Raw genomic sequence first — 26,182 nt, forward strand, 5'->3', positions numbered from 1 at the left:
TATAATCGTTTTATAACATCCAAAAAGAAGGGGTGAAATAAGATGGAACAAAAAACACATCGCTGTGAGAGTGATAAACAAGATTTAAACAACCGATTAAAAAAGATCGAGGGTCAAGTACGCGGCCTTCAAAAAATGATTGAAGATGATCGTTATTGCATAGATGTTCTTGTTCAGATTTCAGCGGTAACAGCCGGTTTAAAAAGAGTAGGTTTTCAATTGATGGAAAGCCACACTCAGCATTGTGTTGCTGATGCGATTAAATCGGGTGATGGGGAAGACTCTATAGAAGAGTTGATGCGAGTCATTAAACAGTTCTCTAAATCTTAAAAGAAGGTGAAGACCATGAGCCAAAAGAAAGTGAACCTTGGAATCACGGGCATGACATGCTCCGCTTGTGCAACACGCATTGAAAAAGTGTTGAACAAAATCGAACATGTCGATGTTAACGTCAACTTAGCCATGGAAAAAGCTTCTGTAACGTTTGATCCTGAGACGATCAGCCTTCAAGAGATTGAACAAAGAATCGAAAAGCTAGGATACGGAGTCGCTAAAGAAAAGGTAGATCTTGATATTTCAGGTATGACGTGTGCAGCATGTTCTACACGCATCGAAAAAAGTTTAAACCGTATGGAAGGAATCTCTAGTGCTACCGTTAACTTAACGGGCGAAACGGGGTCCATAGAATATAATCCGTCTATTGTTTCTGTAGACGATGTTTTAAACAAGATACAAAAACTCGGGTATCATGCGTCTACTCAACAAGATCGTGAAACGAAAAAGACGAAAAAGGAAGAAGTGATTACTGCTAAGAAGAGAAAGTTAGTTCTTTCTATCGTCCTGTCTCTTCCACTGTTATATACCATGCTTGCTCATATGCCTTGGGATTTTGGTTTGCCGATGCCATCATTGTTCATGAACCCTTGGTTTCAACTTCTTTTCGCTTCAGTTGTTCAATTTTATATTGGAGGTCCGTTTTATGTAGGGGCATATCGAGCTCTTCGAAATAAGAGTGCGAACATGGATGTTCTTGTTGCACTAGGAACCTCTGCTGCCTTCTTTTACAGCGTGTTTGAAACCATAAAAACGATCAGCAATCCAGCATATATGCCACAACTTTATTTCGAGACGAGTGCTGTACTCATTACACTGATCTTAGTGGGAAAATATTTTGAGACGCTTGCAAAAGGTAGAACAACAGAAGCTATTTCTAAACTATTAAATCTGCAAGCGAAGGAAGCTACTGTCATTCGAGAAGGACAGGAAGAGAAGATTTCCATCGATGAAGTGAAGGTGGGAGATACCCTTCTTATTAAACCGGGTGAAAAAATACCGGTCGATGGTACCGTGCTCTCTGGAAATTCGTCTATCGATGAAAGTATGATCACAGGCGAAGCGATTCCTGTTGAAAAAGCAGAAGGTGATTTGGTTATTGGAGCTACACTCAACAAGAATGGTACTCTTCGGATGGAAGCAAAAAAAGTAGGGAAAGAAACGGCTCTTGCAGGAATCATAAAGATTGTGGAAGACGCTCAAGGATCAAAAGCACCCATACAACGAATGGCTGATTATATCTCTGGGATTTTCGTGCCGATTGTAGTAGGGATTGCACTACTTGCCTTTATGGCTTGGTATTTCCTTATTGATTCAGGAAACCTGCCTCAAGCTCTTGAAGTCAGTATAGCCATTTTAGTGATTGCCTGCCCGTGCGCACTGGGTCTTGCAACACCGACATCCATTATGGTTGGAACGGGTAAAGGAGCAGAGCAGGGAATCTTGTTTAAAGGTGGAGAGTATCTAGAAGGCGCACAAAGAATTGATGCGGTACTTCTTGATAAAACAGGAACGGTTACAAAAGGAAAACCAGAAGTGACAGATCTCACAGAGTTACAAGAGGGTTTCTTATCTCATGTGATTTCCGCAGAAAAAAGCTCTGAACACCCATTAGCGGAAGCGATAGTTGAGTACGGTAAAAAGCAGAATATACCACTCAATGAACCGGAGTCCTTTCATGCTATTCCGGGTCATGGAATTGAAGCTGTTGTGAGTGGAAAAACTGTACTCGTCGGAACAAGAAAGCTCATGAAAGAAAAAGCAGTAGAATACACAGAGCACGAATCACAACTTGAAGCATATGAGAACGAAGGAAAAACAGCCATGCTTGGAGCGGTAGATGGAGAGCTTGTTCTGCTTGTAGCTGTAGCTGATACGGTAAAAGAAACATCAAAAAATGCGATTAACTCGTTAACCGATCAGGGTATTGATGTGTATATGATCACAGGTGATAACAAAAGAACAGCCCTTGCAATCGCACACGAAGTAGGTATTAAAGAGGTATTTGCTGAGGTATTGCCAGAAGATAAAGCACGAATCGTGAAAGAGCTTCAAGATAAGGGAAAAACAGTTGCGATGGTGGGTGACGGAATAAATGATGCCCCAGCACTAGCGACTGCGAATATTGGGATGGCGATCGGAACAGGTACTGATATAGCGATTGAAGCTGCTGATGTTACGCTTGTTGGTGGGGATCTTAATCATATTCCAAAAGCGATCGAGTTAAGCCGAAAGACAATGCGGAATATTAGACAAAACTTATTTTGGGCATTGTTTTACAATACAGCCGGTATTCCGATCGCTGCATTCGGCCTTCTTGAACCTTGGGTTGCTGGAGCGGCTATGGCTTTTAGCTCGGTATCGGTTGTAACGAACGCACTTCGTTTAAAACGTTTAAACTTAAATAAAATGTAGGAGGAAAAGATGATGGAAACAAAAACACTAAATGTAGAAGGTATGACATGTGGACATTGTAAAGCAGCAGTAACGAATGCACTGAATGAACTAGATGGAGTGAAAAACGTTGTGGTTCACTTAGAAACAGGAAAAGTGGAAGTTGAAGTGGATTCCTCGAAAGTTACAGATGCAGACATGCGTGAAGCGATTGAAGAGCAAGGATATGACGTGAAGTAATGTAAAAGCCTCTTAGATTCTGGGCGGTGATCTCCGCTCCACGGTACATGCTTTCCGCGGGGCGGGCGGTGACCCCCCTGCCGCTTTGCGCCTTTAGTGGTCTCACCTGTCTGGCTACAGTGGTTAGCCCCTCGAGGTCAAAAGTTAAATGGTCAGAAGGCAAAGAGAGCCTTCCTCGCCCATTCACCTTTTGCTTGTCGGGGCTGAGCGAACCACTTTCGCATTTCGGACTGTCCCACTCGTCCCGCAGGAGTCAGTACCCTTCCGCTCCAATCACTACATGTTTGTAGAGTCTATGTAGGGCACTTTATGGTTTTTCTTCAGACAATGACTTTTTGTAGGACTGGTTAGCATGAAAATGAAAAATACAGTTACATGATACCGGTAAATTTAAAGAGAACCATGAAGAAATTAATTAAAAAAATAAGTCAATGTAAAAAAACATGAGTTTCGCATGTGATTTATGCAAGCCCATGTTTTTTTATTGAGAAAAAGGATAAACCGGTAAAGATCAACCAGTTTTACAGTAACATCTCCTTGGTGGAGGAGCTTTTTAAATAGGTACTATAAATTCCCTTTAAGTGCTTTTGCCACTTTTGCCACGCGTTTTCCTAAACGAGTAGCCATTGTTTTTTCTGCATCCTGAGGCTGTTGACTACCATCTGCTCCTGCAACGGTCGACGCCGCGTACGGTGAACCACCGATACCTTCTGATGTCATCTGTTCTGGATTTTCTCCATATGGAAGACCTACATAGATCATCCCGAAGTGCATGAGTGGAACGAAAGAAGTGATCGCAGTAGATTCTTGTCCACCATGAATTGTATTTGAACTTGTGATTACCGCCGTTGGTTTACCTTCTAGATCACCATTCGCCCAAAGACTGCCGGCGGAATCAAGCAATTGTTTGATTTGTGCTGGCATCATCCCATATCGAGTTGGAATCCCCCAGAGGATACCATCTGCCCATTTTAAATCATCAAGTGTAACTTCAGGAATATCAGCCTGGGCCTCTTGAGCTTTTACATAGGCATCTTGTTGAGACATATATTTTTTTGTGACTTCAAATTCTGGAACCTTAACCACTTTAACTTCTGTACCATCCACTTGCTTTACACCTTCTGCAGCTGCTAGTGCCATCTCATGGATATGCCCATAAGAACTATAATAAACAACCAAAATGTTAGCCATTTAACTACCTCCTTAATTGATATGACTTATGTACACTTCCCGTTTTTACCCAAAGGATGCTAACGGGAAGATTTGACGATAAAACCTTCGATAATAAGGGTTACCATACCATTGTCGCTGATTTCTTTGAGAACTTTGTTGAACTTGCTGAGACTGTTGTTGAGGATTTGCAGATTGTTGTGGAGATTGTGGACTTTCTTGTTCTTCTTCTACAGGCATCATGTTCTGCGGAACCATCATATAGACATTTTTCTTGTCTAGATCCGTAATAATTCCTTCAACTTCTTGCCCGTCTCGGGTTTTGATCGTTACATGATAATACATGTGTTGCTTGCACATCTGATGCATATTATCAGCACGAATCTGGTTCTTCGCATTCAATTGGTCGTCGCTCATATTTTCACTCCTTCCCATGATATTCATATTTCAATCTAATCGAAGTTATGTCTGTACATATAAAAATTTTTCCATTCGTTTTAGGGGACAAAAAAAGAACCGCTTATAAAAGCAGCTCTTTCTCTTTAACTTTTTTCTGTGCTTTGAAGTTTTGTCTTGAACATTCGTTTGAACAATCCAAATACCGTTTCCGCCTCAAGATAATAAAACAATTTGAAAAGCAGACTGCTTAATAAAATTCCAGCAACTACATCTAATACAACATGTTGCTTAACGAAAAGTGTCGACAAGATAATACTGTAAGCGATCGTTGATACAATAATATCTTTTTTTATCGTCCACATCTTACTATGACGAATTCCTAATATCATTAGATAACTACTCAAAACATGAATACTTGGAAAACAGTTGAAAGGTTGGTCAGCCCCATAAACATACTGAACCATCTTAGTGAGTATACCGCCTTCAACTAGTTCTGGACGAGGAACAGTTGTTTGAAAGAAGAAATAAATCACGTAACACACCAGCATTCCGACACAAAAACTTAATAAGGTCCGATAATAAATGGCTCTGTCATAAACACAAAAGTAAACGAACATTAGAAAAATAAAAGCATACCAAAGGATATAAGGTACAATGAAAATCTCCGCAAATGGGATTTGGTGATCCACTGCTGTAATAAGTTGCCTCGCCCCGCGTTCCCCATGATTTAATACTTGATAAATAATATTCAGTAAAGGGATAGAGAGGAGAAGACATAAAGCTAGAATATTCTCTTTTATTATACGCAATATGAACTACTCCTTTATCTATATCATCAGCTTTATAACATATTCCCGATTTTAATGGTTTTACACGTTTTAAATACACCTTATTGAGGTTACCATATTATGGTTTATTTGTCATAGGTCATGAGGCGTATTCTACTCTAAATTTTATCTTAATTTATGGTTATGTCTAGTCTTCCCAAGAGCGGTTACAATTTCTTTGCCACTATTTGCGTCAAGTAGTAAATGTACCCGTAAATGATATATGCAGACTATTCTTTTTTTGACTTTTCTGATAAAAGGAATATAATGGAGGTACAACCGTAAGACCTAATGCATAATTAACCTCTTTGAAAGGGAGTGTTATGGATGTATGTAGGCAATACCATAAAAGTTGATCGCTATAATGGTGAGTATTTTATGATCAGCCAAAAGTGGCTGATGGAAGTGGTCTGGAACAAATACAACATGCCATTGCAGGAATTTTTATTAGCGTATGACAAATCAGACAGTGACTACATTATGTCACTTGCTAAAGGGCAAAGCATTCAATATGAAATTGAACATGATGAAGACTACCTGTACATTGGGTAGTTTTTTTATTTTTATGTATGTCAAAAGCCGCTCTTCCTACATACACTGGGTTTAGGATTCAGGGGGAGGGCACATACATGGCTAAAAAAAATGCAAAGAAAACAACAAAAAATAAATATGACAGTCAGGTTAATAAATATCAGCATACACAAAAGATGGTTACGAGTGAAACTTGCATCGCCTGTAAAACCCAATGCGTAAGGGGATTGGCTTACATGGAGCGAATGTCACAGCCAGGAGCTATGGGTAAAGGAGTACCATGCCATCTTACAAAAGGAAGAGGGCATAAATAATGTGATCGTGTTCGCTGGCCTATTTCTAGGCCAGCTTTTTTATAGGTAGAGAAGTGAAGAGAGGGCTTTAAAGAAAATTTCTAGCTACGGCAATGAGAAATCTCTATGATTTAGGGAATTATGATCGATTCTCGGAATTTATGATCGATTCACGGGATTTATTATCGATTCTCGAGATTTATGATCGATTCTCGGGATTTATGATCGATTCTCGAGATTTATGATCGATTCTCGAGATTTATGATCGATTCTCGGAATTTATGATCGATTCTCGGGAATTATGATCGATTCTCGAGATTTATGATCGATTCACGGGATTTATGATCGATTCTCGAGATTTATGATCGATTCTCGGAATTTATGATCGTTTCCCGAAAATTTCACCCATCCCAAAAACCCTAAATCAATAACCTCATTATCCACTCAAACACCGTCAAAGACGTAATCACCTGTCATGTGGTACACTTTGTTTGGCTTATATTACCATAAAAAGGATGAAACATTTTTATGATCAAAGCAAATCGTTATTTTCATTTTTTATGGAGCGGACAGACGCTCGCAAACTTAGGAGATATTCTCTATATCATTTGTTTGATTACACTTGTTTACAATGAAACGGGATCTGTCCTGCATATGGCTCTTATTCCATTTGCGAAGACGATGTCCTTGCTTGTTTCAGGTTTTCTAGCTCCTCTATTCATTGAAACGTACAAACGAACGAGTTTATTGATCCACACACTTATTCTTAAAACAGCATTGTTATTCTGTTTATGTTTACTCGGTTTATTTGGTATACATACGCCTACAACATTTACTCTATTATATATTTTGGTCGTAATCATTTCTCTTCTTGAAGGTCTCGGAAACCCTGCAAGAAGATCAATGGTTCCTGATCTTGTAGAAAGCTCTGAGCTTGTAAAAGCAAACAGTTTCATTAGTATTGCCAACCAGACTTCTATGCTCTTATCCTGGCCGCTTGGTAGTGTGTTTTTAGTATTATGGGGTGAACAAAACATGCTATGGGTTACATTTGGCTTATTTGTCGTTGCAACAATTCTTACAGCACAAATAAAGGTTAACGAAACTGAGAAAGTTCAACCGCAAGACTCAAAATGGAAAGCGATGAAAGAAGGATGGCAACTGATCTTTTCATCGAAAAAACTAACCACTTTAACGGTTATGGATGTGCTTGAAAACTTCGGTCATGGGGTTTGGATTGCAGCAATCCTTTACGTCTATGTTGAAACGGCGATAGGAAAAGGAGAAGCTTGGTGGGGTTACATCAATGCGTCTTTCTTTGCAGGAATGATGATAGCTGGCCTCGTAGTATATCGGTTTTCTAAAAAAATGGAATCTCATCTGGGCTTTGTCATTATGGCATCGACCGTCTGTTTGATGTTGCTTAACATTTGGTTCGGTTTGACTTCATCAGCCTGGATAGCCTTATTTGTGTCATTCACCTTTGGGTTTCCACAGATGGCGAGAGATGTTTCCCAAAATACGTTGATTCAAGAATCCTATAGAGATAAACAGCTGGCTAAAGTGTATGCATCTCATGGAACACTCGTGTATGGGACCTTTGGAATAGCGACATTATTACTTGGTTGGTTCGCAGAAGAATTCGGAGTCAGGGAGACGTATGTTTTAGTGAGTTTTTTATTTCTGGTTTCTTTTTCTATCGCCTTTATGAATCGTAAAGTCCTACATTCTGACCAGACAAGAGTCTCTTTAGAACAAGATCTTGTATAGATAACCTATCATTTCTATCTAATAAGTTGGGAAAACTGCTTGTATTTTACTAAAAAGAAAGCACATGTTCTCCTTCAATTTTCCCAATACAAAGCAAGTCGTCATCCTGTTACAATAATTATACACCCTCTTCCCTGCAAGATGGGTAGAAAAGTAACAGGAACGGGTGAATACCATTGAAAAAGAAAGTACTTGTCTATTTGTATCCACAATTTAGAGAAGTTGAAGTAATGACAACTTTATCTATTATCGGTAAAAAGTATGAAGTGCTGCCTTTCTCGCTGTTGCCAGGAACTGTTACTAGTGAATGTGGCTTATTGATGCAGCCTACGATCAAGATGAAGAATATTAGTCCTATTGATTACGAGATGCTCATTATTCCTGGTGGAAAACAAGCTTTTACACAAGGAAATCCGAGGCTTCTGCATCTGTTGCAAGTGTTCAACAGAGAGAATATTAAGATTGCAGCTATTGGAAACGGAGCCGTTATATTAGGACGAGCGGGAATATTGAATGGTAGATCATATACTGTTTCTTTGCGTGAAGATGAGTTTGCTAAAACAAACAGTTGGTTGAACGGAACGTATCAATCAAAACAGATCGTCGAAGATAAGAACCTGTTAACAGCAAAAAGCCATGCCTATATTGATTTTGGTTTAACAATCGGGGACCGTTTGCAATGTTTTGACGGCCTTGAAGAATATAATTTCTATAAAGGTACAAGTTCCTTTTAACGGAACACTGATTTTACTCCCCCTTATCGCTTTCTAGCTATTAGCTAGAAAGCGTTTTTTAATGAAAAAAAACACTAAAGTAAATCATGATAATTATTAAAAGTTTAGTGCTTGACAAAAGTAAGTTATGGAATTATGATGTAAAGGAATCAACTTACTAAAGAGAAGTTAATCACTAATTACAACAGACATTTAAAGGAGAGAAACAAAAATGAAAGTACTTTACATTAACTCTAACCCAAAACCAATGGATCAATCGTTCGGACTTCGCCTAGGACGTCACTTTTTAAACGAACTTTCTAATCAAAACGAGAACGTAGAAATCGAAACGGTAAATCTTTATGAAGAAAACATTCCGTTCATTGATGCAGATGTTCTAGATGCTTGGGGCAAATTAGCTGCAGGACAAGAGCTTTCCCCATCGCAAGTTGAAAAAACGAGCCGTATGGGCGAAATTTTAGAACAATTTCTTTCAGCAGATATGTATGTCTTTAACACACCAATGTGGAACTTGAGCTACCCTCCAATGCTCAAAGCGTATATCGATAATGTCGTGATGGCTGGTAAGACGTTTAAATACACAGAAAACGGTCCAGCTGGATTACTCGGCGGTAAGACTGCTGTACACGTTCAATCTCGTGGTGGTGTATATTCTGAAGGTCCTGCTCAAGCTTTTGAATTCACGAACGGATACCTTCAAGGTGTGATGGCATTCATCGGAATTACTGATTACCATCATGTATTTACAGAAGGAATGGCAGCAGCTCCAGACCGCGCAGAAGAAATTTTGGCTGATGCAAGAGAAAGAGCGACAGAATTAGCTAAAGAAATAGTATCAGCGAAGCGCAATGCATAATTTTTGACTTCAACTGATAACCCACTATAATTGGTGGCATAGTAACGAGGTGTCAACCAAAAATGGCACCTCGTTATTTATAGAGAAATCATAAGATTGCGGAATAGGGAGTGGAAGAGAATGAACGAAACATTTAAAGTCATGGAAGAACGATCTTCTGTCCGTTTGTATCAGAAAGATAAAGAAATTCCAACCGAAACACTTCACCAAATTTTTGAGATGGCAGGGAAAGCTCCATCAGCTTGGAATCTGCAGCACTGGCGTTTTATCGTAGTAACTTCTCAAGAACAAAAAGAAAAACTTTTCCCGATTGCTTATAATCAAAAGCATGTGCTAGATGCATCTGCTGTTGTTGTAGTCTTAGGAGATACCGAAGCAGATAAAGTAGCTGCAGAAGTATTTGAAAAAGCGCCAGAAGAAGCAAGAAATACGTTATTAAAAAATATTAACTCTGCTTATTCACAAGGTCGTGCGATGGGTGAGAGAGAAGCGCTTAGGAATGCGTCACTCGGTGCGATGCAGCTCATGCTTGCTGCTAAAGCTGTCGGAATTGATTCATGCCCTATGACTGGATTCGATCATGCAGCCATTGTGCCTGCTCTGGGAATTCCAGAACGATTCATTCCTGTTATGATGATTACATTGGGGTATGCAGATGGACCTGCAAAGCCTACTGAACGTTTTGATGTTAATCGCATTGTCATGCATGAAAAATTTGAAGAAAAATAGATATTACTTTTTAAGCAGTTATGCCTACTATCGGCATAGCTGCATTTTTCATCTTACTAACACGAAGAGTACTAAGTTTGCTTCATGGAAAAATGTGCTATCATACAAGTAAAATTAGTTTTGGTCAGGAGTCAGTATGAGCACATTAACCATTTCCATTTTAATTACACTCGTCATCATTCTCTTTGTCGTAATTATATTCGCCGCCGCCATTACAAAAGGGTATTCTTATAAACATACAATCGATCAGTTGGACGACAATCCATACTTAAAAAATGAAGACAAAGATGAAGAACGAGCAGAAGGTAAGGAGCCGTCATAGAAAGGGATGTGTCAGGATGAAGTTTGATATAAAACCGAAACCACCGTTCGATTTTCAAAAGATGATGCAACGACTCACAGTCACAGGAAAAACGCATGTCTTGAAACTCAATGAACAATTCACAGAATATGAAAAAATTATTAGGATAGAAGGAGTTTCTTGCTTTGTAAAAGTAGTATCGAGTGGAACGGTTACAGCCCCTATTCTAAACTGTCAGGCTATACCTTTAAATGGGCAAGTATCTGAAGATGCCGTTAAGAAAAAAATACAACAATTGTTCTCGACAGAAGTCGATCTGTCACCTCTTTATCACCACTTTGAAGAACACGACAAATTGGTTCACGTCCTACAACGATTTGAAGGATTAAAGCTTCTGACAGACACGGACCTGTTTGAATCTATTGTAAAAATTATAATTGGCCAACAAGTAAATCTCACTTTTGCTGGAACTTTGACCGAACGCCTAATTGAGCTTGCTGGCGATAAAGTGGAAGTAGAGGGAAGTGCATTTCAAGTTTTTCCAACTCCAGCAGCTGTTGCAAAGCTTAAATACGAAGACCTTCGCGAGCTTCAATTCAGTCAGAGAAAAGCAGAATATATCATCGATCTTGCAAGGCTGATCTCAGAAGGAACCATTGATTTTGAAAGCTTATGGGAGATGTCAGATGAAGAAGTGATGCAAACGCTGTTACCAATAAGAGGAATAGGGAAATGGACGATTGAATGCCTCTTAATCTTTGGTATGGGAAGAACAGATGTACTCCCTGCTGCAGATATTGGATTAAGAAATGCCATCCGTCAAGTATGGAAGTTAGCTGATCAACCATCAGAAGAAGAAGTAAGGTTGCTTGCTATGGATTGGACACCATGGCGTACATATATCACGTATTATCTATGGGAGAGTTTAAATCAGACTCCCGCTGTCGTGGATCATACTTAATAAAAAGGTGAGGGGCACTTTGAAAGTGACCCTCACCTTTTTTATTTATAGTTCTTTACCAAGAAACTCTGCGATCGCCTTCATGCCATATATATTGGCTTCTGCTTCAGCATCACGGTTGTAGTTCGTATTCGTATTTACATCATAGGCATATACGTTTCCGCTCTTATCCGTAATGATCTCAATGCCGGCAAACGTAATCCCGTTTGCGTCTAAGAATGCTTCATAACTTTCTTGGTGAGGGAGAATAAAGTCTTTAAGAATCTTAAACTTTGGTGTTTGAGTCTGAGTCTCTGGTTGATCTGTAATCGGACAGAACTGATCACCAATCTGACAAGCATCAGCCGGACAAAGTTCAAATCCATCAGAAGTATTCACTTGAACGGCATATAGAAACTTGCCACCAATAAATTCGCAACGCACGATATAAGGTTCTGGAGCTTCGATATAATCTTGTAGAAGCGTGATTCCGTCAATGGATTCATCAAAATTCTCCGAATGTACATAAGATTCTAGTGCAGTCTGAGTTTGAAACAATTGAACCCCAAGACCTTTACCAGCACGGTTGTGTTTCGTGATGAAAGGGCCGTTGAATTTCGTTGCAGCGTGTAGCAATTCATCTTTTCCGTAAGCGGCAATCGTTCGGGGAACAGGTATATGAAATGCTTTTAATGCGCTGTATTGTTTCACTTTACTGATCTCGAGCTGAAGGGCTCTTGAGTCGTTAAATACTTTACGATCATAACTCTCAAGCCAGGACAGTACTGCTGACGTATATTCAGGCGCATATCTGTGTCCTCTTGTATGAGAAGAGGCACTCATTCTGTTATAGAAGATACCTTGTGGTGGAGCCTCAGTCAGGTCAATATGTCCTTTTTTCATGTGCCAATCTTCATAAGGGAGACCAAGCTCTTCAAAACGTTTGAATAACGGGGCAGTCCATTCGCTATTTTCGTGAATCACATATATTTTCTTTGTCATAATATCCTCCTTGTATGCAAAAATTCCGACTAATTATATATTCTTAGTCTATATTAAATTGAGAGTTCTGAACAGAAAAAAGAAGCCGTTTTACTTTGGCTTCTTGAAGTGGTCTGACTTCTCGAATTTTTTTAATGCATCTACATACTGTTTGTACTCAGGATCAGAAATACTCTCTTCACCGTAACGCACTTTTTCATAAGCGTCTAAAACAGAATCTGCCTCTTTTCCGGATAGATCAAGTCTAATAAACCAATTCGAAGCGGATTCACCGGGTTCTCTTCCAAATCCCTTTTTATCCATTGCTTTTTCAAATTGTAAAAATTTCTTTCTCGTTCTGTCTTTTGATTGAAGCCATCTTTTTTTTCCGAGCCATTGTTGGTTTGTAAAAGAATCGTCGAGAACTGAAATGTTTCCGTTAAGCAATAAGCTCGACTGATTGTTGAATACATTCTTCTTTTTCCAAAGAAAGAACAGAATAATGATGATAAGAATTGCGATTGTTGCATAAAAAAACATCGGAGATTCCGCCATTGTTTCAGGACGTTGTTCTAATATATCCTCTGTCTTATTATCCAACTTCACCTTTCCGCCATCTTCTATGTTGAACAATTGTTTAAGCGATTGGATCAACGGCGGCAGAAGGGAAACTAACTTCCAAAGAGGAACCGCCAAAATATAATACAGGATAAAGAATACACCGTCTAAAATCCAATAAAGTAGAAGCTTTAAGGGTCCTAATATAGCAAGGATCACTCCGCTTAATCCAACTAAGGTTAAAGGAACAGCAAAATCCTTCATAACGATACGCATAGAAATATTTCTAAAATAATGTAGAGTCATTTTAATGAGCAACAAGAGCAGGAATTGTGTCCAGATAGCTCCATATATGACGGTGTAACCATCTTTAAAAAAGAGCGAGAGGATGAATGTTAAAACTACCCCAAGACCAAAAATTAATTCAAGATCTGTCTTAAAGGGATCATTCCAATTTTCTGCACTTCTCCACATAAGTACGATTGAGACAAGAATGGATAATAGGATTGAAGACGTCATGTACCAAAACAGGATTGAAGAAAGAATCAAAAAACCAACAAGTGTTATCTTAAATAGCCTAGGTTTGAATATAAACAGAGACCCGCTAATTGCGATCAGGGGTATTAGATTTACAACGAACCATACGAATTCTAGCCAAGTTGCCCCCGCTGTAAAAATGGTCATGATTATAAAAACTAGCATAGCATCAAAGGTTAGGTTCAATCCATAAAGAGAAAACTGGTGATTTTTCTTTAGCATGAAGCGACCTCCGATGAAAGATATGGCATCAAAATGGCATGCTCTTCGTTATGCTCTACATAATAGGTTCTTCCACCTGACTTAGACCATTTCTTAATTAAGATCTGAGAATTCGGATCGGTAGGGATATGGCCTAAAAAGATAACGAAGGGACTCGTACCTACAAAATTGCGGTCCATCTTATTCCACATGATCTGAGGTTTTACGATTACGTTAGAACGATCTATCCTTGCCAAACCTTCAAGGATGCTGCTCAGGTGGATGGGTCCGCTTCCAGTTGGCACATGGTACATTCCCATTGGGCCAGGAACTTTAAAATTAATGAATACTTCAAAAGGTATACCTTTTTCAGCTGCAAACTGACACATGAATGCCAAGTGACTGATCTCGTTCTCCATATCCTCGGATGATCTCATCTCTTTATGGTCAGGAAGTATCGTATAAACAAATGTCCAATGAAAGACGACTGTTTTTTCAAAAACCTTCGTTTGAAGCGAGCCTGATCGTGCTGTAGCTTTCCAATGTATTTTATGAAAAGGATCTCCAGGAGAATAATCTCGGTTACCTGCAGGAAGAGATACATTCTCGAATAAAGCAAAAGGTCTTACAGCTTCACCGCTGCCTTGAGAAAACAGATGCTCAATGCGTTGAACAGGGAGTGGTCTTGGGTAAACAACAATTTCAGTCGGGAAGATACCCGTATAAGCCAAGGCTTGACCACTCAGAGAGAGAGGATCTTGTACCTGGAGAGTCAGGTTAGAAATTCTTGTTGTTCCTCTTCTTGTAGCAGTAAAAGGCACTGTTTGTGTAAAAGCTGTTTGACGGTAGAGCGCAAAATGACGTTTAACTTCAATTCTTCCTTTTGCAGTATGGTTAGATTCACCATTTCCAATGACCTCTATCGGTGCTCGGTGTGTAAAGATGAGTTCTCCTCTATAAGAAGGCCACCTACCATTATGAAGAAGTTTTACGTGAAATTGATCTGTATCACCTGGAAACAACCGATGAACTTGTTTAGTAGTATCTAACACAATATCGTTGAGTGCTGAACGGGATTGCAGTAATACCGTTCCATATAAAAAAATGATGGCAAGCCCTAATAAAAATAAGAATGATATATTTCGATAAAAACCAATCAAAAGGATTAAGGGGCTGAAAATAACTAAAGCCCGAAAGATGGATTTAATCCATACCTCGCTGTTCCATTGCATGTTATCTACCTGCCTCAGACTCTACAGGGACAATAATAGCTTCAAGAATTTCATTTAACACTTGATCTTTCGTCTTTCTCATCGTTCCTTCCATCGTCAATACGAGTCGGTGAGTTAATACATAAGGTGCTACGAATTGAACATCGTCTGGAGTAACGAACGTTCTTCCTTGAACATAAGCAGCACCTTGAGCAGCTCTCATGAAAGCAAGGGTGCCACGAGGAGACACGCCGTTCTCAATAAATTCATGACTGCGGGTTGCATGAACAATGGATAGTAAATAATTCTCAACACTATCACTAACATGAATGTGCTTTACTTCTTCTTGCATGACTAATAGATCTTCTAAAGTGAAGACAGGTTCTAAAGAATCTTGAGGGTTATTTTTGCGATACATATGAAGCATTTCTTTTTCTTGATCGTAATTCGGAAAACCAGACGGTAATTTCATAAAAAAACGATCAAGCTGAGCCTCAGGAAGCGGAAATGTTCCGTGAGATTCAATAGGATTCTGTGTAGCTAAAACTAAGAAAGGAGATGGAAGGGGGAGAGTTTCACCGTCGATCGTAACTTGTCTTTCTTCCATCACTTCTAATAGACTGGATTGTGCTCGTGGTGTTGCTCGGTTGATTTCATCCGCTAATAAGATGTTAGTCATAACCGGACCGGGTCGCAGTTCAAACTCTTGATGTTTAGGATGAAAGAACTGTATACCTGTTATGTCAGCAGGAAGGATATCTGGTGTAAATTGAATTCTCTTAAATTCGCCCCCTATTAATCGTGCGAGGCTTTTAGCAAGTACTGTTTTTCCTGTTCCGGGAACATCTTCTAATAATAAATGACCTTTATTGACGATCGATATCATCGTTAATTCAACAAGCTCTTCTTTTCCTGTTAATACTTCAGCTATAGCATTTTTAATAATCGTCATCTGATCCTTTATGTTCATCTATGTACATCCTCTCAAAAATATTAATTTAACTTTATCATTATTATAATATTTAGAAAATAAAAAATGTAATATTTTTGAAATTATTGTAAACAAAAAAACTCACAGCAATTTTTTTGCTGTGAGCGAAATGAAGAGAGGTACAAGACATCATCTTATTTTAGTTAATAATTGTAATATTTACGCTCTTTCTACCCCAATTAACGGCATCAGAATAGTTCTTCATAAAGATATCAATCTCATTACCATTAATTCCACCACCAGTATCGTCAGCTACAGCATAGCCGTAACCTGGAACATAGACGACCGATCCGATCGGAATTACATTCGGATCAACAGCGACTACTTTCGCATAAGGAATTTCTTTTAAATTTGTACCATTAAAGGTAGTACCACTGCACCCTTCACAGCTTGCTGTATAGGCAGTTGCAGCAACAGTCATACTCTTTTTTGTAATATTATTTTGAATGCTGTTGAACGTTTGAGGTCCAGCAATACCGTCTACTGATAAACTCTTAGCTCTTTGGTAGTCTGTTACGGCTTGTTTAGTAACGGGGCCATAATACCCTGTTGTTACAGCAAAATCGTAGAATCCTAACGCTTTTAATTTTCCTTGAAGTTCATATACGTCATTGTCCCAAGTACCCGGTCGGAGAGTGTGATCCCCCATTGCTGCAAATCCACTAACGGGAGCAGAAACGAGCAATCCGAATGCTAGTGCCCCTGTAATTACCCATTTTTTTATCATGATAACTCCTCCTAATATGTATAATTGGTTAAATACGCCTCGGTTGCCAATTATACTAATCAAATGTAACAAACTCGTTAGGAGAAGGTAACAAAGAGATTACAATACTATTTTCATATAATAATAGGTAATTATGGAAATTAATAGATACCCAAGATGTGCGAGAGGATGAAGAGGAATATCAGCCTCTTAAACGACAAATTCCCCAGGAAATAGACAAAATTATCAGTTGTCGCTAGGTTCACTGCTATAATCCCCTAAGCGATTTAACAATTGATCTAACTCCTGACTGCAGAGGACTGTTTCTTTTGCCGTTAACCCATATGTTTTGCCAAGACATAACAATACTTCACGTTTTTCCTCAATTAATTGTAATAACATGTTTCATTCACAACTTTCATGAGAGATTTTGTCTTCACTTAATATGCAATAATTTTACAAAAAGAAAAAGGGTTTCGCCTAAAAAAGTGATAAAGTTACAAAAAACTACAAAAGGAAGGAGTTGAATGTCGAAAGAGGTTTAAAGGATGAATTGCTAAAAGGAGAAATACTATTCAAATAAAAAACGACCTAATTGAGGTCGCTTCCTACACTTTTTGTTGAATTTTAGAGTACTGGTTTAATAGATGGTCGAGTTGTTGACTTATTGTGACCAATTTAGGGTGTGTTAGTTCATAGTTTAGTTGATATGAAATTCGATACAATTCTTCTCTTAATATACGAATTCGTTCTTGAATACTTATTTCTTTCATAAAAAGTTCTTCCTTTCGGGTTTTAACAAAGAAGGAGACTCTATGGCGGCTAAGTGGCATATCATGAGAGATAGCCTTATCCATAGCTTTCTGTACAAGTTTTTATATCTTGCTTTTTAAAATTTATATATCAGACTCTTCCATTCATATTATCGGTAAAAAATGGAATAGTTTAAGAAGTTAATGTGTATCTTTGGTCAATTTCACCGGTTTCCTTTAAAATAGATATGATATACATGAATGAGCCTAGATGTATTTTGCTATAATTGGTAATAAAAAGAAAGGGGGGAGACGGAATGAAACCAACTGAAGAACATAATGATAAGAGCGAAACTCAAGTTCATTATGAAACACCTGAGCAAAAAGTACAAAATACACATTCTGTTCAACTATGGCGAGAGTATTTTTCAGAACGGTTTGAAACATTCGAGAGACGTAAACTGCAAACCGTCTCCTTTCGAGATCTCGTAGACGGAAAAGATACGAGTTATACATTTGTTCATATTTATAGAGATTATTACCCTGCGCTCTTAAATGCGGGGCAATTCTTTGACGAAGATATTGCGTTATTATACAAATATCACGTACAGATCGAAACACTACTCCGCCTGTTTTCGTTTGAAGCTCAATATGGTGTAGCTACCTATATGCAGTCGAACTTTGATGCTACGGTTGAGAAATTATGTGACCAAATGTATATAACCTTAAAACAGATCAACAGTGAAAAGTTACTAGATGGAAATAAAAAACTTGTGGAAGAAAGTTTAAGAAACTTTCAGAGTCTTTATGAGATCCCTCCTAAGTGGGGGCATCTATTATTTTATCTGTTTCAGATTAGCTGGTCGTTACTTTATATGGAACAAGCTTGGGTATCTAAATATGAAAAGCAGCTTTTAGAAGAAAAAGAGAGTGGCAAAACATCTCAAATGCTTGAACTAGCCCTCGTTCATTTTGCCTTTGCGAGTGGAAATGAAGAACTTGCTTTTAAACGACTCGCACAGTGTGATAAGAAAGTGGACATGGTTCATTATCTTGTTTGGATGAAGTTATTGGTAGACAAGCAAGAATGGGAACGTCTCCTGTTATGGCTACTCGATCTTAAGCCTTATTTCTTAGAAGGTGTTGGCACGTACTATTACCATTCAGATTCTCGAGAGTTTTTTCATGAGTACTTAAGTTATTTTTGGAAGTACGCTCAACACACGGGGGACGAGGATCAATACGAAGAGATGCTGATTGAATTTTTACCCATCACGTTCTATGAGTATGGTGAATATTTGATGGTGATCGGCGAGCATGAAAGATGGGTAGAACTTCAAGTGATCATGGGATATTCACCCGAGTTGATTCAAAGAAAGGATCTGAAAGAGGTCGTATCCTTTCAAAAAGAATCCGCACTACCGATCTATCACCAAGCGATTGATAGGCTGATTAATGAGAGGACTAGAAAATCGTATCAATCCGCCATCAAACATCTAAAAACGCTTCGCTCTTTATATTTTGAACTTGGAGAAGAAGACCGTTTTTCACAGTACATCAATCAGATTGTTACTGTTTATGGGCGGCTTAGAGCCTTTCAGGAAGAGCTGAGGAAAGGAAAGTTTATTTCATGATCGATACAAGCAATCTTTTGCTACACGCGAAATGGCTACATGGAAACATGGTTTTATGGGCCACTAAACATTCAAAAAGAGTGCATGTAAACGACTGGAAACCTCTTTTATTTACATGGCATAAGCCTTCATTCTATGGGACGATGCTAGATGTTGATGATGATCAGAATGTCTATTTAGATGCAGGGGAAGCATTTGATCTATTTAATCGTTATCCCGATTTTTTTCTGACGAAAGAAAACTGGGAAGATGATTCTTGGGCTTTTGTAAACGAGGCGAACGATGTCTTTCGTTTGATGAAACAAGATAAGGTTACTCCTGATTATGAAGCATGGAAAACGGGTTTATGGTCATGGAGAAGAGATGGAGAGCGAATAGAATCAGCTTGGTTGAATGAAGCACTCTCTACATTGCCTCATGACGGAAGTACTTACATGCCTCCAAACTTTAACAGAGATCGCATGAAGGGGATACCTCGACAGATCATATCCGCTTTAAATCATTTAAATGAAGAGGAATGGCTAATTAAAATCGGCTGGAGAAAAGATCCAAAGCCCTTTGATATCATTTTTGAACTGTCTGAACCTGCAAATGATGGTGAAGGTAATGAAGATATTTGGAAGTTACATGTCATTCTTCAAGAAAAAGAAGATGGGATAGCTGTACCTTACCTTGGAAAGAGTACACTTCTTCCAGAAGAGTGGAAACCTTTCAAGGAGATGTTAGAATCTGATATAGAGCTTGTAACTAAATTGATTTCTTGGTTAAAACCAAATGCGCGTAAAGAAATTCGAAATGAGATCACCGAAAAAGAGGCATGGGATTTCTTAACACAAAAAAGCGATCTGTTAAGACAGATCGGACTTAACGTTGTCCTTCCAGTTTGGTGGCAGACCGTTCAAGAACTTCAACCGAAAGTAAAAGCCAAGATCAAAACAAAATCTCAACATTCTGGTGGAACTCCATCGTTTCTAGGATTGAATGCAATCATGCAATTTGATTGGAGAATGTCAACGGGGGACGAAGAGCTAACGGAAGAAGAGTTTCGAAAGCTCGTTGATGGAAGCAGGAGACTCGTACGAAGAAACGGTCAATGGTATAGAGTAGATCCTGAGTGGATGAAACAAGTACGTCACTTGATTAAGAACGTGGATCGTACAGGTATTCAATTAAAAGATGTATTAGAACAACATCTATTAAACATGGAGACCAATCCTGCTGAAGAGGGTCTTGAGGGAATAGAGTCTGAAGGGCCGATGCTCGACATAGAGTGGGATGAACCACTGAACGCGTGGATGGATCAGCTTACTGAGATCAAAACACTGCCAATCGAGCCAAAAGCTGAAAACTTGATGGGAACGTTAAGAGACTATCAAAAGACAGGAAGTTCTTGGATGTATTTTCTCCGGGAATTCGGCCTCGGTGGTTGCTTAGCAGATGATATGGGATTAGGGAAAACCGTTCAGACTATTGACTATTTCTTAAAAGTAAAAGAAAAAGAAAAGCACGAAGGTACTTTTTTGCTTGTATGTCCTACTTCTGTAATCGGAAACTGGCAAAAGGAACTTCAAAACTTTTCACCGACTTTATCCGTAGGCCTTCATTACGGAGGAAACCGGAAAAAAGGACATCAATTTACGGAGTGGTACAAAAAATTCGATGTCGTGATCACTTCTTATACAACTTGTCAGTTAGATTTTAATGAGATGAGTGAAACGTATTGGGAAGCGATCGTACTCGATGAAGCACAGAACATTAAGAACAGTTATACAAAACAATCAAGAAGTATCCGCAGACTTAACGGACGCCATAAGATCGCGTTAACAGGAACTCCTGTTGAAAACAGACTTCTTGAACTTTGGGCAATCTTCGACTTTTTAAACCCAGGATATTTAGGGAGCGAACCTTCGTTTCAGAAAAAGTTTGTGGTGCCAGTTGAGAAAGATAATGATACGTTGCGTTTACAGCAGTTAAAACAGCTTGTTCAACCATTCTTGCTGCGTCGGACGAAGATGGATCCTGCCGTACAGCTCAATTTACCCGAGAAACAAGAGATCAAAGAATATTGTCCGTTATCAAAAGAACAAGCTTCTCTGTATGAAAGACTTGTTCAAGATACGTTTGAGCAGTTAGAAAAGGTAACAGGTATGCAAAGACGTGGGTTATTACTCGCGATGTTGGGTAAATTAAAGCAAATATGCGATCATCCAGCTCTTTATACGAAGAATGACAAGCTAGGAAAACTCGAAGATCAATCTGTAAAATTTGCAAAAACGATAGAATTGATCGATGCCATTCTTGAAAAAGACGAAAAGTGTCTGATCTTTACTCAATTTATCTTTATGGGTGAATTAATCAAGAAGTATGTGGAGAAAAAGTTCGGCCGGTCCGTACTCTTTTTACATGGCAGCCTAAGCAAACAAAAACGTGACCAGATGATTGAAAGTTTTCAAGACGGAGAACATCCGATCTTTATCTTATCTTTAAAAGCTGGCGGAACCGGACTCAACTTGACTGAAGCCAATCACGTTATTCATTACGATCGATGGTGGAACCCAGCTGTTGAAAATCAAGCAACGGATCGTGCCCATCGTATCGGACAGAAAAAATTTGTGACGGTGCACAAGATGATCACGCTTGGTACATTAGAAGAGAAGATTGACATGATGCTCGAGAGCAAAAAAGAACTCTCAGAAAAAGTGATTCAGAGTGAGAATTGGATTACGGAACTTTCAACAGACGAATTAAAAGACCTATTTACGCTAAGAAAAGAGTGGGTAGAATCTTAAAAAACACAGCGAATGCGCTGTGTTTTTTTTGTGACCTTTACCAGAGTGTGTGGATAGCGGCGTTGAATGGTATAACTTGTGAGATATGCTTCTCGTTCGTTTCAATTTCTATTCAAATGAAGCGTCTTTTTCACGAATTTTTGATAAACTTAAAGTATTATCCAAAAAATAGGGGGAGAGCGATGCGACTGGAATCGTTTCTAATTTGGGGAACGTCAGCTATTTTTCTTGTATTATTACTCCTTATCTACACGAAAAAAGCAAATCGTGAAGAATCTAACATTGGGTGGAAACTGATCGGCTACTTTTTGTTAGGCACGTTTACGTTTCGTATTGAATCACTTGTATTGCCTGTAGGCATTGCGATTTTTTTACTCTTTTTTCTTCCTAAGCTTATGGTTAATAAAGATGCAAAAAAGTGGGCTGCTTCTCTTGGGGTGTTATCTTTTATATCAAGCATCATTGTGAACCACTCAGTAACAGCTTTCTATGAAGAAGTTCTTCATGTTAAAACAGCAACGAATGTGTATGAGATGAATTTCTATAGTGAATATGAGAAGGTAAAGAAAGCGCTACACGCAGAAGGAGAGCTTGCTATCAACAACGTGGAGCTCAACTTTACTAGCGATGGAGAGGTTCGGCAGTTTAACTATGAAATCTCTTATTATAGAAACGATCGAGATATGAATGCATGGATCTCTTTTCATGATGGGAATTATCAAATAAGTACACAAATTGGGGATGAAGATCTTGAAAATATGAATCAGGAAAACTTTATTTCTGTGCCTACCATTTATTTTAAAGCCCTCGATCTGCACGGCTTAAAAAATATGGTACCAAAAGGTGATTCCTATTATTTGAGCTTCACAAACTCTGAACAAGTACAGGTTGATAGCGTAGATAGCTCTTTGTGGAACATAGAGAAATCAGGTGTTACAACAATGACCGACGTAGTTGTGCCTGAGGACGGTTCTGACATAGAAGAGGACATGGATATACCTACCTATCAAATTAGCATTCATACAATGAATGCTTATGAATCAAACCAAGAACGTTATTTCATCATTTCCCCTGAACTTTTTAACTAAATAGAGGAGGTCGTATACGTGTATTTACCGTCATTTTCACTTAAAGGAAAAACAGCACTCGTAACGGGTGCTGGAAGAGGGATCGGACAGGCGATCGCGATTGGTTATGCAGAAGCTGGAGCGGATGTGGTAATTGTGTCTAGAACACAATCGGATCTGGAAAAGACAGCACAGGTGATCGAAAGTGTTGGAGCAAGAGCTTATCTTTTTGAGGCTGATGTTACGAACAAAGATCAAGTGAGAGGGATCTTCGAAACACTAGATTCAGAGCAGCTCAGCGTCGATATACTTGTGAACAATGCTGGGATGAATATTCGTTCAAAAGCTTTAGATGTCTCTGATGAGGAGTGGGATACCATCATGCACACGAACCTTCGTTCAGCTTTTTGGTTCTCACAGCAAGCAGGTCAACGAATGAAGCAATCTGGGGGAGGAAAGATCATCACCATTTCTTCTGTTGCTGGACATGTCGCTCTTCGTACCGGCGTAGTCTATGCTTCTACTAAAGCGGCGATCATACAGATGACGAAGAACTTAGCACTTGAGTGGGGGCAATACGGAATAAATGTGAACAGCATCGGACCGTGGTATTTTAAGACACCTCTAACAGAGAAACTACTAGCCGACAAAGAATATCTTCAAGATATACTTGATGTAACTCCGCAAAAAAGAGTAGGAGAATTACCTGACCTTGTAGGACCAGCGGTGTTTTTAGCAAGTGAAGCCGCTGATTATGTGAACGGACAAACTCTATTTGTTGATGGTGGAATGACCATCCAAGGGTTCTGATTTGAAAAATAATTATTAAACTATATAAATATTTTTCGGAATTTTGTATCTTTCTGTATGAAACCTTTTTTTTTCGTTAATAATGTTGCTACACAAGCAGTTCATTCAATGTTTGAAGGGAGCAACTTATAATGAAAAAGATGGATTTAGTAGATGCCGTTCGAAATGCAACAAGTATGAACAAAAAAGAATCAGCGCTAGCCGTTGATGCAGTGCTAGATGCAATTACAGATGCTTTGAAAAACGGTGAGAGCGTTCAACTTATCGGTTTCGGAACATTTGAAACAAGAAACCGTAACGCAAGAAAAGGACGTAATCCTCTTACTGGTGAAGAGATCATGATCCAAGCGAGCAACGTGCCAGCTTTCAAGCCAGGTAAATCGCTAAAAGAAGCGGTAAAAGCCGTTTAATCGTCAGCAGATACGAAAGACGCTTTCCTCGAGGGAAGCGTCTTTTTGTCATATTTAGGCGAATAATAAACGAATTTGACGTGCGAATCTCTGAAAAAAATAAAGGAAAATAGACCCTTTTATTTAATTTATAGACGTTAAGAAAGTTTTAGTAAAAAAGGGTGGATAGAATGAAAGTATTAAGTCAGGACGAATTACCTGCTGTTGCCACTTTAAAAGAAATGATTGATGTCCTGCCCGAATTTGTTTGTTTAAGGTATCCGGATGGAACTTGGGCAGAAGCGAACCGGTTCGCTCTTAATATTTATGGTATCAACCACGATGAATATAAAGGGAAAAGTCTTGAGGAACTAGAAACAAGACTTTCATATGAAGCAATTGAAAGATGCAGCCTTTCCGATAAGAGAGCATGGGAAACAAGAAAACCAATAAAAACAACTGAAAAGATTATGATGAAAAGCGGGCGTAAAGTGATGCTGGAGCTCATCAAGCAACCGACCTTTACGAGTGATGGTAAACCGCAAGTGTTGGTTATCACAGGAAGGGATATAACACCTCATAAACAGAAGGAAGAAGAGCTGAGTGTAGCTCTAGATTTATTAGAGTCGGTTCTAAAAGGAACGACAGATGCCATTCTCATTATCAATACAAGACAAGAAGTCATTAAGGTGAACGATGCCTTTATTCAGATGTTTGGCTGGGCTGAAGAGGATTTCGCAGAGAATAATGACGACTATCCTGTTATTACACCCGCTCACTTGCAAGGTGAATCGAAGGAAATAATCAACCTTTTAAAACAGGGACAATCCGTTCCGCTTCATGAAACACAACGTATACACAAAGACGGAACGGTTTTTGACGTATCAGCATCTTTTTCAAACATATGTGACATGGACGGTAAGATTATGGGGTTTGTAATCGTATACCGTGATATTACTTCTCAGAAAAAAGTAGAGCGTGCTCTACGGGAAAGTGAGGCGAAATATCGTTTGATCGCAGAACATTCTACAGATCTTATTACTGTGATTGATCCGACTGGCATTATTCAATATGTATCTCCTTCACATCTACCTGTACTCGGCTATGAAGATGGTGAGATTAAAGGTGCTATCCTAGAAATGGTCCATCCTGATGATTTACAGAGCCTTTCTGAACTTTTTATGAGAGCTCTTGTGAAAAAAGAGCCGTTTCAGACTGAATTCAGGTTGGTCCATAAGAACGGTGATTGGATTTTATTAGAAGCACGCGGTGTTCCAGTTATGACGAAAGACGGTCATGTGGAGAGCTTAGTTACCTTTGCTAGAGATGTAACGAAAGCTAAGCAGACAGAAGAGCTTATGTTAAAATCAGAGAAGCTTTCTGTTCTAGGTGAGCTTGCTGCAGGAGTCGCACACGAAATTCGAAATCCATTAACTTCACTTAAAGGATTTACGAAACTTTTAACAGATGCAGACGATGTGATTCGATTGGAATACTTAAGGATCATGGAGTCAGAGTTGAACCGGATCAACGACATCGTTGGAGAGCTTATGCTCGTAGCCAAACCACAGGCAGTTAGCTTTGAATATACGAATATGCAAGAATTGATCTATAGTGTTGTAAGGTTACTTGAAACGCAAGCCATCATGAGAAACATACAGATCTGGGTAAACATTTCAGATAACATACCGCTTGTATATGGTGTCGAGAATCAGCTTAAACAGCTTTTCATCAATCTATTAAAGAACGCGATCGAAAGTATGGATAAAGACGGAGAAATTCATATTAAGATCGGAACACGAAACGATTCTGTCCTTCTTGAGTTGAAAGATCAAGGCTGTGGTATTCCAGCAGAACGTTTGAAAACCCTTGGAGAACCCTTTTATACCACAAAGGAAAAGGGAACGGGCTTAGGATTGATGGTGTGTTTTAAGATCATTGAAGAGCACGGTGGTGCTATTCAATTCTCTTCTGTTGAGAACGAAGGGACGAAAGTAGAGATCGAACTTCCAACTGCACCGTCTTCATCAAAATAAGGT

General features: G+C 38.9%; 27 protein-coding genes. 17 read left to right on the forward strand and 10 right to left on the reverse strand.

What is annotated here, in order from left to right; all coding sequences use genetic code 11:
• The first annotated feature begins 42 nt into the window (after positions 1-42).
• Genes ACFS5O_RS01730 through copZ form a run of 3 tightly spaced genes read left to right on the forward strand, consistent with a single transcriptional unit; the run spans position 43 to position 2,967 of the window.
• The gene (locus ACFS5O_RS01730; protein ID WP_066391586.1) at positions 43-330 is read left to right on the forward strand and encodes a metal-sensing transcriptional repressor; all 288 of its coding nucleotides are present in this window, start codon (positions 43-45) and stop codon (positions 328-330) included.
• Between the two features lie 15 nt (positions 331-345).
• The gene (locus ACFS5O_RS01735; RefSeq protein WP_205724706.1) at positions 346-2,748 is read left to right on the forward strand and encodes a heavy metal translocating P-type ATPase; all 2,403 of its coding nucleotides are present in this window, start codon (positions 346-348) and stop codon (positions 2,746-2,748) included.
• Between the two features lie 12 nt (positions 2,749-2,760).
• The gene (gene copZ, locus ACFS5O_RS01740; protein ID WP_205724707.1) at positions 2,761-2,967 is read left to right on the forward strand and encodes a copper chaperone CopZ; all 207 of its coding nucleotides are present in this window, start codon (positions 2,761-2,763) and stop codon (positions 2,965-2,967) included.
• A gap of 564 nt (positions 2,968-3,531) precedes the next feature.
• Here the strand turns inward: copZ and wrbA are convergent.
• The 3 genes from wrbA to ACFS5O_RS01755 form a co-directional block, all read right to left on the reverse strand.
• Entirely contained in the window at positions 3,532-4,158 is a 627-nt protein-coding gene (gene wrbA / locus ACFS5O_RS01745; protein ID WP_205724708.1) for an NAD(P)H:quinone oxidoreductase, read from the reverse strand.
• A 45-nt stretch (positions 4,159-4,203) separates the two neighbouring features.
• Positions 4,204-4,554: a hypothetical protein gene (locus ACFS5O_RS01750; RefSeq protein ID WP_205724709.1), complete on the reverse strand. Its 351-nt coding sequence runs from the start codon at positions 4,552-4,554 to the stop codon at positions 4,204-4,206.
• Positions 4,555-4,679: 125 nt separating this feature from the next.
• The gene (locus ACFS5O_RS01755) at positions 4,680-5,225 is read right to left on the reverse strand and encodes a phosphatase PAP2 family protein (RefSeq protein WP_318300091.1); all 546 of its coding nucleotides are present in this window, start codon (positions 5,223-5,225) and stop codon (positions 4,680-4,682) included.
• 465 nt (positions 5,226-5,690) lie between these two features.
• On the opposite strand from ACFS5O_RS01755, the gene ACFS5O_RS01760 reads away from it, so the two are divergent.
• The 8 genes from ACFS5O_RS01760 (at position 5,691) to ACFS5O_RS01795 (ending at position 11,538) form a co-directional block, all read left to right on the forward strand.
• Positions 5,691-5,915 (forward strand): hypothetical protein, encoded by a 225-nt coding sequence (locus ACFS5O_RS01760; RefSeq protein ID WP_205724711.1) that lies wholly within the window; start codon positions 5,691-5,693, stop codon positions 5,913-5,915.
• A 77-nt stretch (positions 5,916-5,992) separates the two neighbouring features.
• Positions 5,993-6,208, forward strand: a complete 216-nt coding sequence (locus tag ACFS5O_RS01765) for a hypothetical protein (RefSeq protein ID WP_191753158.1) — start codon at positions 5,993-5,995, stop codon at positions 6,206-6,208.
• A 507-nt stretch (positions 6,209-6,715) separates the two neighbouring features.
• Positions 6,716-7,957: an MFS transporter gene (locus ACFS5O_RS01770; protein WP_205724712.1), complete on the forward strand. Its 1,242-nt coding sequence runs from the start codon at positions 6,716-6,718 to the stop codon at positions 7,955-7,957.
• A 176-nt stretch (positions 7,958-8,133) separates the two neighbouring features.
• Positions 8,134-8,691, forward strand: coding sequence for a DJ-1/PfpI family protein (locus tag ACFS5O_RS01775; RefSeq protein ID WP_066391610.1), 558 nt, complete (start codon positions 8,134-8,136; stop codon positions 8,689-8,691).
• A gap of 211 nt (positions 8,692-8,902) precedes the next feature.
• Positions 8,903-9,547: an FMN-dependent NADH-azoreductase gene (locus tag ACFS5O_RS01780; protein ID WP_205724713.1), complete on the forward strand. Its 645-nt coding sequence runs from the start codon at positions 8,903-8,905 to the stop codon at positions 9,545-9,547.
• Between the two features lie 120 nt (positions 9,548-9,667).
• Positions 9,668-10,276, forward strand: a complete 609-nt coding sequence (locus ACFS5O_RS01785) for a nitroreductase family protein (protein ID WP_205724714.1) — start codon at positions 9,668-9,670, stop codon at positions 10,274-10,276.
• 136 nt (positions 10,277-10,412) lie between these two features.
• Positions 10,413-10,598 carry a YtzI protein gene (ytzI, locus tag ACFS5O_RS01790; protein WP_205724715.1) on the forward strand — a complete coding sequence of 62 codons (186 nt, stop codon included), beginning with the start codon at positions 10,413-10,415 and terminating at the stop codon, positions 10,596-10,598.
• A 16-nt stretch (positions 10,599-10,614) separates the two neighbouring features.
• Positions 10,615-11,538, forward strand: coding sequence for a DNA-3-methyladenine glycosylase family protein (locus ACFS5O_RS01795; RefSeq protein WP_205724716.1), 924 nt, complete (start codon positions 10,615-10,617; stop codon positions 11,536-11,538).
• Between the two features lie 45 nt (positions 11,539-11,583).
• On the opposite strand, the gene ACFS5O_RS01800 is transcribed toward ACFS5O_RS01795, so the two are convergent.
• The 7 genes from ACFS5O_RS01800 to ACFS5O_RS01830 form a co-directional block, all read right to left on the reverse strand.
• Positions 11,584-12,519, reverse strand: coding sequence for an ATP-grasp domain-containing protein (locus ACFS5O_RS01800; RefSeq protein ID WP_205724717.1), 936 nt, complete (start codon positions 12,517-12,519; stop codon positions 11,584-11,586).
• Between the two features lie 90 nt (positions 12,520-12,609).
• Complete coding sequence (locus tag ACFS5O_RS01805; protein WP_205724718.1) at positions 12,610-13,815, reverse strand: DUF4129 domain-containing protein; 1,206 nt, start codon at positions 13,813-13,815, stop codon at positions 12,610-12,612.
• The gene (locus ACFS5O_RS01810) at positions 13,809-15,026 is read right to left on the reverse strand and encodes a DUF58 domain-containing protein (protein ID WP_205724719.1); all 1,218 of its coding nucleotides are present in this window, start codon (positions 15,024-15,026) and stop codon (positions 13,809-13,811) included. Before ACFS5O_RS01810 ends, ACFS5O_RS01805 begins: the two co-directional genes overlap by 7 nt.
• 1 nt (position 15,027) lies before the next feature.
• A complete protein-coding gene (locus tag ACFS5O_RS01815; protein ID WP_205724720.1) occupies positions 15,028-15,975 on the reverse strand; it encodes an AAA family ATPase in 948 nt (315 codons plus the stop codon).
• Between the two features lie 160 nt (positions 15,976-16,135).
• A complete protein-coding gene (locus ACFS5O_RS01820) occupies positions 16,136-16,723 on the reverse strand; it encodes a 3D domain-containing protein (RefSeq protein WP_205724721.1) in 588 nt (195 codons plus the stop codon).
• A gap of 225 nt (positions 16,724-16,948) precedes the next feature.
• The gene (locus ACFS5O_RS01825; RefSeq protein ID WP_205724722.1) at positions 16,949-17,104 is read right to left on the reverse strand and encodes a Spo0E family sporulation regulatory protein-aspartic acid phosphatase; all 156 of its coding nucleotides are present in this window, start codon (positions 17,102-17,104) and stop codon (positions 16,949-16,951) included.
• A 206-nt stretch (positions 17,105-17,310) separates the two neighbouring features.
• The gene (locus ACFS5O_RS01830; protein WP_205724723.1) at positions 17,311-17,475 is read right to left on the reverse strand and encodes a Spo0E family sporulation regulatory protein-aspartic acid phosphatase; all 165 of its coding nucleotides are present in this window, start codon (positions 17,473-17,475) and stop codon (positions 17,311-17,313) included.
• A gap of 296 nt (positions 17,476-17,771) precedes the next feature.
• On the opposite strand from ACFS5O_RS01830, the gene ACFS5O_RS01835 reads away from it, so the two are divergent.
• From ACFS5O_RS01835 to ACFS5O_RS01860, 6 genes are all read left to right on the forward strand, one after another.
• Positions 17,772-19,088: a hypothetical protein gene (locus ACFS5O_RS01835; RefSeq protein ID WP_205724724.1), complete on the forward strand. Its 1,317-nt coding sequence runs from the start codon at positions 17,772-17,774 to the stop codon at positions 19,086-19,088.
• Positions 19,085-21,877 carry a DEAD/DEAH box helicase gene (locus tag ACFS5O_RS01840; protein ID WP_205724725.1) on the forward strand — a complete coding sequence of 931 codons (2,793 nt, stop codon included), beginning with the start codon at positions 19,085-19,087 and terminating at the stop codon, positions 21,875-21,877. Before ACFS5O_RS01835 ends, ACFS5O_RS01840 begins: the two co-directional genes overlap by 4 nt.
• A 182-nt stretch (positions 21,878-22,059) precedes the next feature.
• The gene (locus ACFS5O_RS01845; RefSeq protein ID WP_205724726.1) at positions 22,060-22,965 is read left to right on the forward strand and encodes a hypothetical protein; all 906 of its coding nucleotides are present in this window, start codon (positions 22,060-22,062) and stop codon (positions 22,963-22,965) included.
• Positions 22,966-22,983: 18 nt separating this feature from the next.
• Positions 22,984-23,754, forward strand: a complete 771-nt coding sequence (locus ACFS5O_RS01850) for an SDR family NAD(P)-dependent oxidoreductase (protein ID WP_205724727.1) — start codon at positions 22,984-22,986, stop codon at positions 23,752-23,754.
• Positions 23,755-23,885: 131 nt separating this feature from the next.
• A complete protein-coding gene (locus ACFS5O_RS01855; protein ID WP_066236049.1) occupies positions 23,886-24,164 on the forward strand; it encodes an HU family DNA-binding protein in 279 nt (92 codons plus the stop codon).
• 170 nt (positions 24,165-24,334) lie between these two features.
• Positions 24,335-26,179, forward strand: a complete 1,845-nt coding sequence (locus tag ACFS5O_RS01860) for a PAS domain S-box protein (protein ID WP_205724728.1) — start codon at positions 24,335-24,337, stop codon at positions 26,177-26,179.
• Positions 26,180-26,182 lie beyond the last annotated feature (3 nt).

The sequence above is a fragment of the Fictibacillus nanhaiensis genome (assembly GCF_042686385.1).
Taxonomy (GTDB): Bacteria; Bacillota; Bacilli; order Bacillales; family Fictibacillaceae; genus Fictibacillus; species Fictibacillus nanhaiensis.

Bases quoted from the DNA above. Each gene is read 5' to 3' on its own strand.
- ACFS5O_RS01855 (WP_066236049.1), top strand. From the start codon at position 23,886: ATGAAAAAGATGGATTTAGTAGATGCCGTTCGAAATGCAACAAGTATG.
- ACFS5O_RS01785 (WP_205724714.1), top strand. From the start codon at position 9,668: ATGAACGAAACATTTAAAGTCATGGAAGAACGATCTTCTGTCCGTTTG.
- ACFS5O_RS01825 (WP_205724722.1), bottom strand. From the start codon at position 17,104: ATGTTATTACAATTAATTGAGGAAAAACGTGAAGTATTGTTATGTCTT.
- wrbA (WP_205724708.1), bottom strand. From the start codon at position 4,158: ATGGCTAACATTTTGGTTGTTTATTATAGTTCTTATGGGCATATCCAT.
- ACFS5O_RS01820 (WP_205724721.1), bottom strand. From the start codon at position 16,723: ATGATAAAAAAATGGGTAATTACAGGGGCACTAGCATTCGGATTGCTC.
- ytzI (WP_205724715.1), top strand. From the start codon at position 10,413: ATGAGCACATTAACCATTTCCATTTTAATTACACTCGTCATCATTCTC.
- ACFS5O_RS01750 (WP_205724709.1), bottom strand. From the start codon at position 4,554: ATGAGCGACGACCAATTGAATGCGAAGAACCAGATTCGTGCTGATAAT.
- ACFS5O_RS01845 (WP_205724726.1), top strand. From the start codon at position 22,060: ATGCGACTGGAATCGTTTCTAATTTGGGGAACGTCAGCTATTTTTCTT.
- ACFS5O_RS01795 (WP_205724716.1), top strand. From the start codon at position 10,615: ATGAAGTTTGATATAAAACCGAAACCACCGTTCGATTTTCAAAAGATG.
- ACFS5O_RS01760 (WP_205724711.1), top strand. From the start codon at position 5,691: ATGTATGTAGGCAATACCATAAAAGTTGATCGCTATAATGGTGAGTAT.
- ACFS5O_RS01805 (WP_205724718.1), bottom strand. From the start codon at position 13,815: ATGCTAAAGAAAAATCACCAGTTTTCTCTTTATGGATTGAACCTAACC.
- ACFS5O_RS01860 (WP_205724728.1), top strand. From the start codon at position 24,335: ATGAAAGTATTAAGTCAGGACGAATTACCTGCTGTTGCCACTTTAAAA.
- ACFS5O_RS01765 (WP_191753158.1), top strand. From the start codon at position 5,993: ATGGCTAAAAAAAATGCAAAGAAAACAACAAAAAATAAATATGACAGT.
- ACFS5O_RS01840 (WP_205724725.1), top strand. From the start codon at position 19,085: ATGATCGATACAAGCAATCTTTTGCTACACGCGAAATGGCTACATGGA.
- copZ (WP_205724707.1), top strand. From the start codon at position 2,761: ATGGAAACAAAAACACTAAATGTAGAAGGTATGACATGTGGACATTGT.
- ACFS5O_RS01730 (WP_066391586.1), top strand. From the start codon at position 43: ATGGAACAAAAAACACATCGCTGTGAGAGTGATAAACAAGATTTAAAC.
- ACFS5O_RS01835 (WP_205724724.1), top strand. From the start codon at position 17,772: ATGAAACCAACTGAAGAACATAATGATAAGAGCGAAACTCAAGTTCAT.
- ACFS5O_RS01830 (WP_205724723.1), bottom strand. From the start codon at position 17,475: ATGAAAGAAATAAGTATTCAAGAACGAATTCGTATATTAAGAGAAGAA.
- ACFS5O_RS01770 (WP_205724712.1), top strand. From the start codon at position 6,716: ATGATCAAAGCAAATCGTTATTTTCATTTTTTATGGAGCGGACAGACG.
- ACFS5O_RS01735 (WP_205724706.1), top strand. From the start codon at position 346: ATGAGCCAAAAGAAAGTGAACCTTGGAATCACGGGCATGACATGCTCC.
- ACFS5O_RS01780 (WP_205724713.1), top strand. From the start codon at position 8,903: ATGAAAGTACTTTACATTAACTCTAACCCAAAACCAATGGATCAATCG.
- ACFS5O_RS01815 (WP_205724720.1), bottom strand. From the start codon at position 15,975: ATGAACATAAAGGATCAGATGACGATTATTAAAAATGCTATAGCTGAA.
- ACFS5O_RS01800 (WP_205724717.1), bottom strand. From the start codon at position 12,519: ATGACAAAGAAAATATATGTGATTCACGAAAATAGCGAATGGACTGCC.
- ACFS5O_RS01810 (WP_205724719.1), bottom strand. From the start codon at position 15,026: ATGCAATGGAACAGCGAGGTATGGATTAAATCCATCTTTCGGGCTTTA.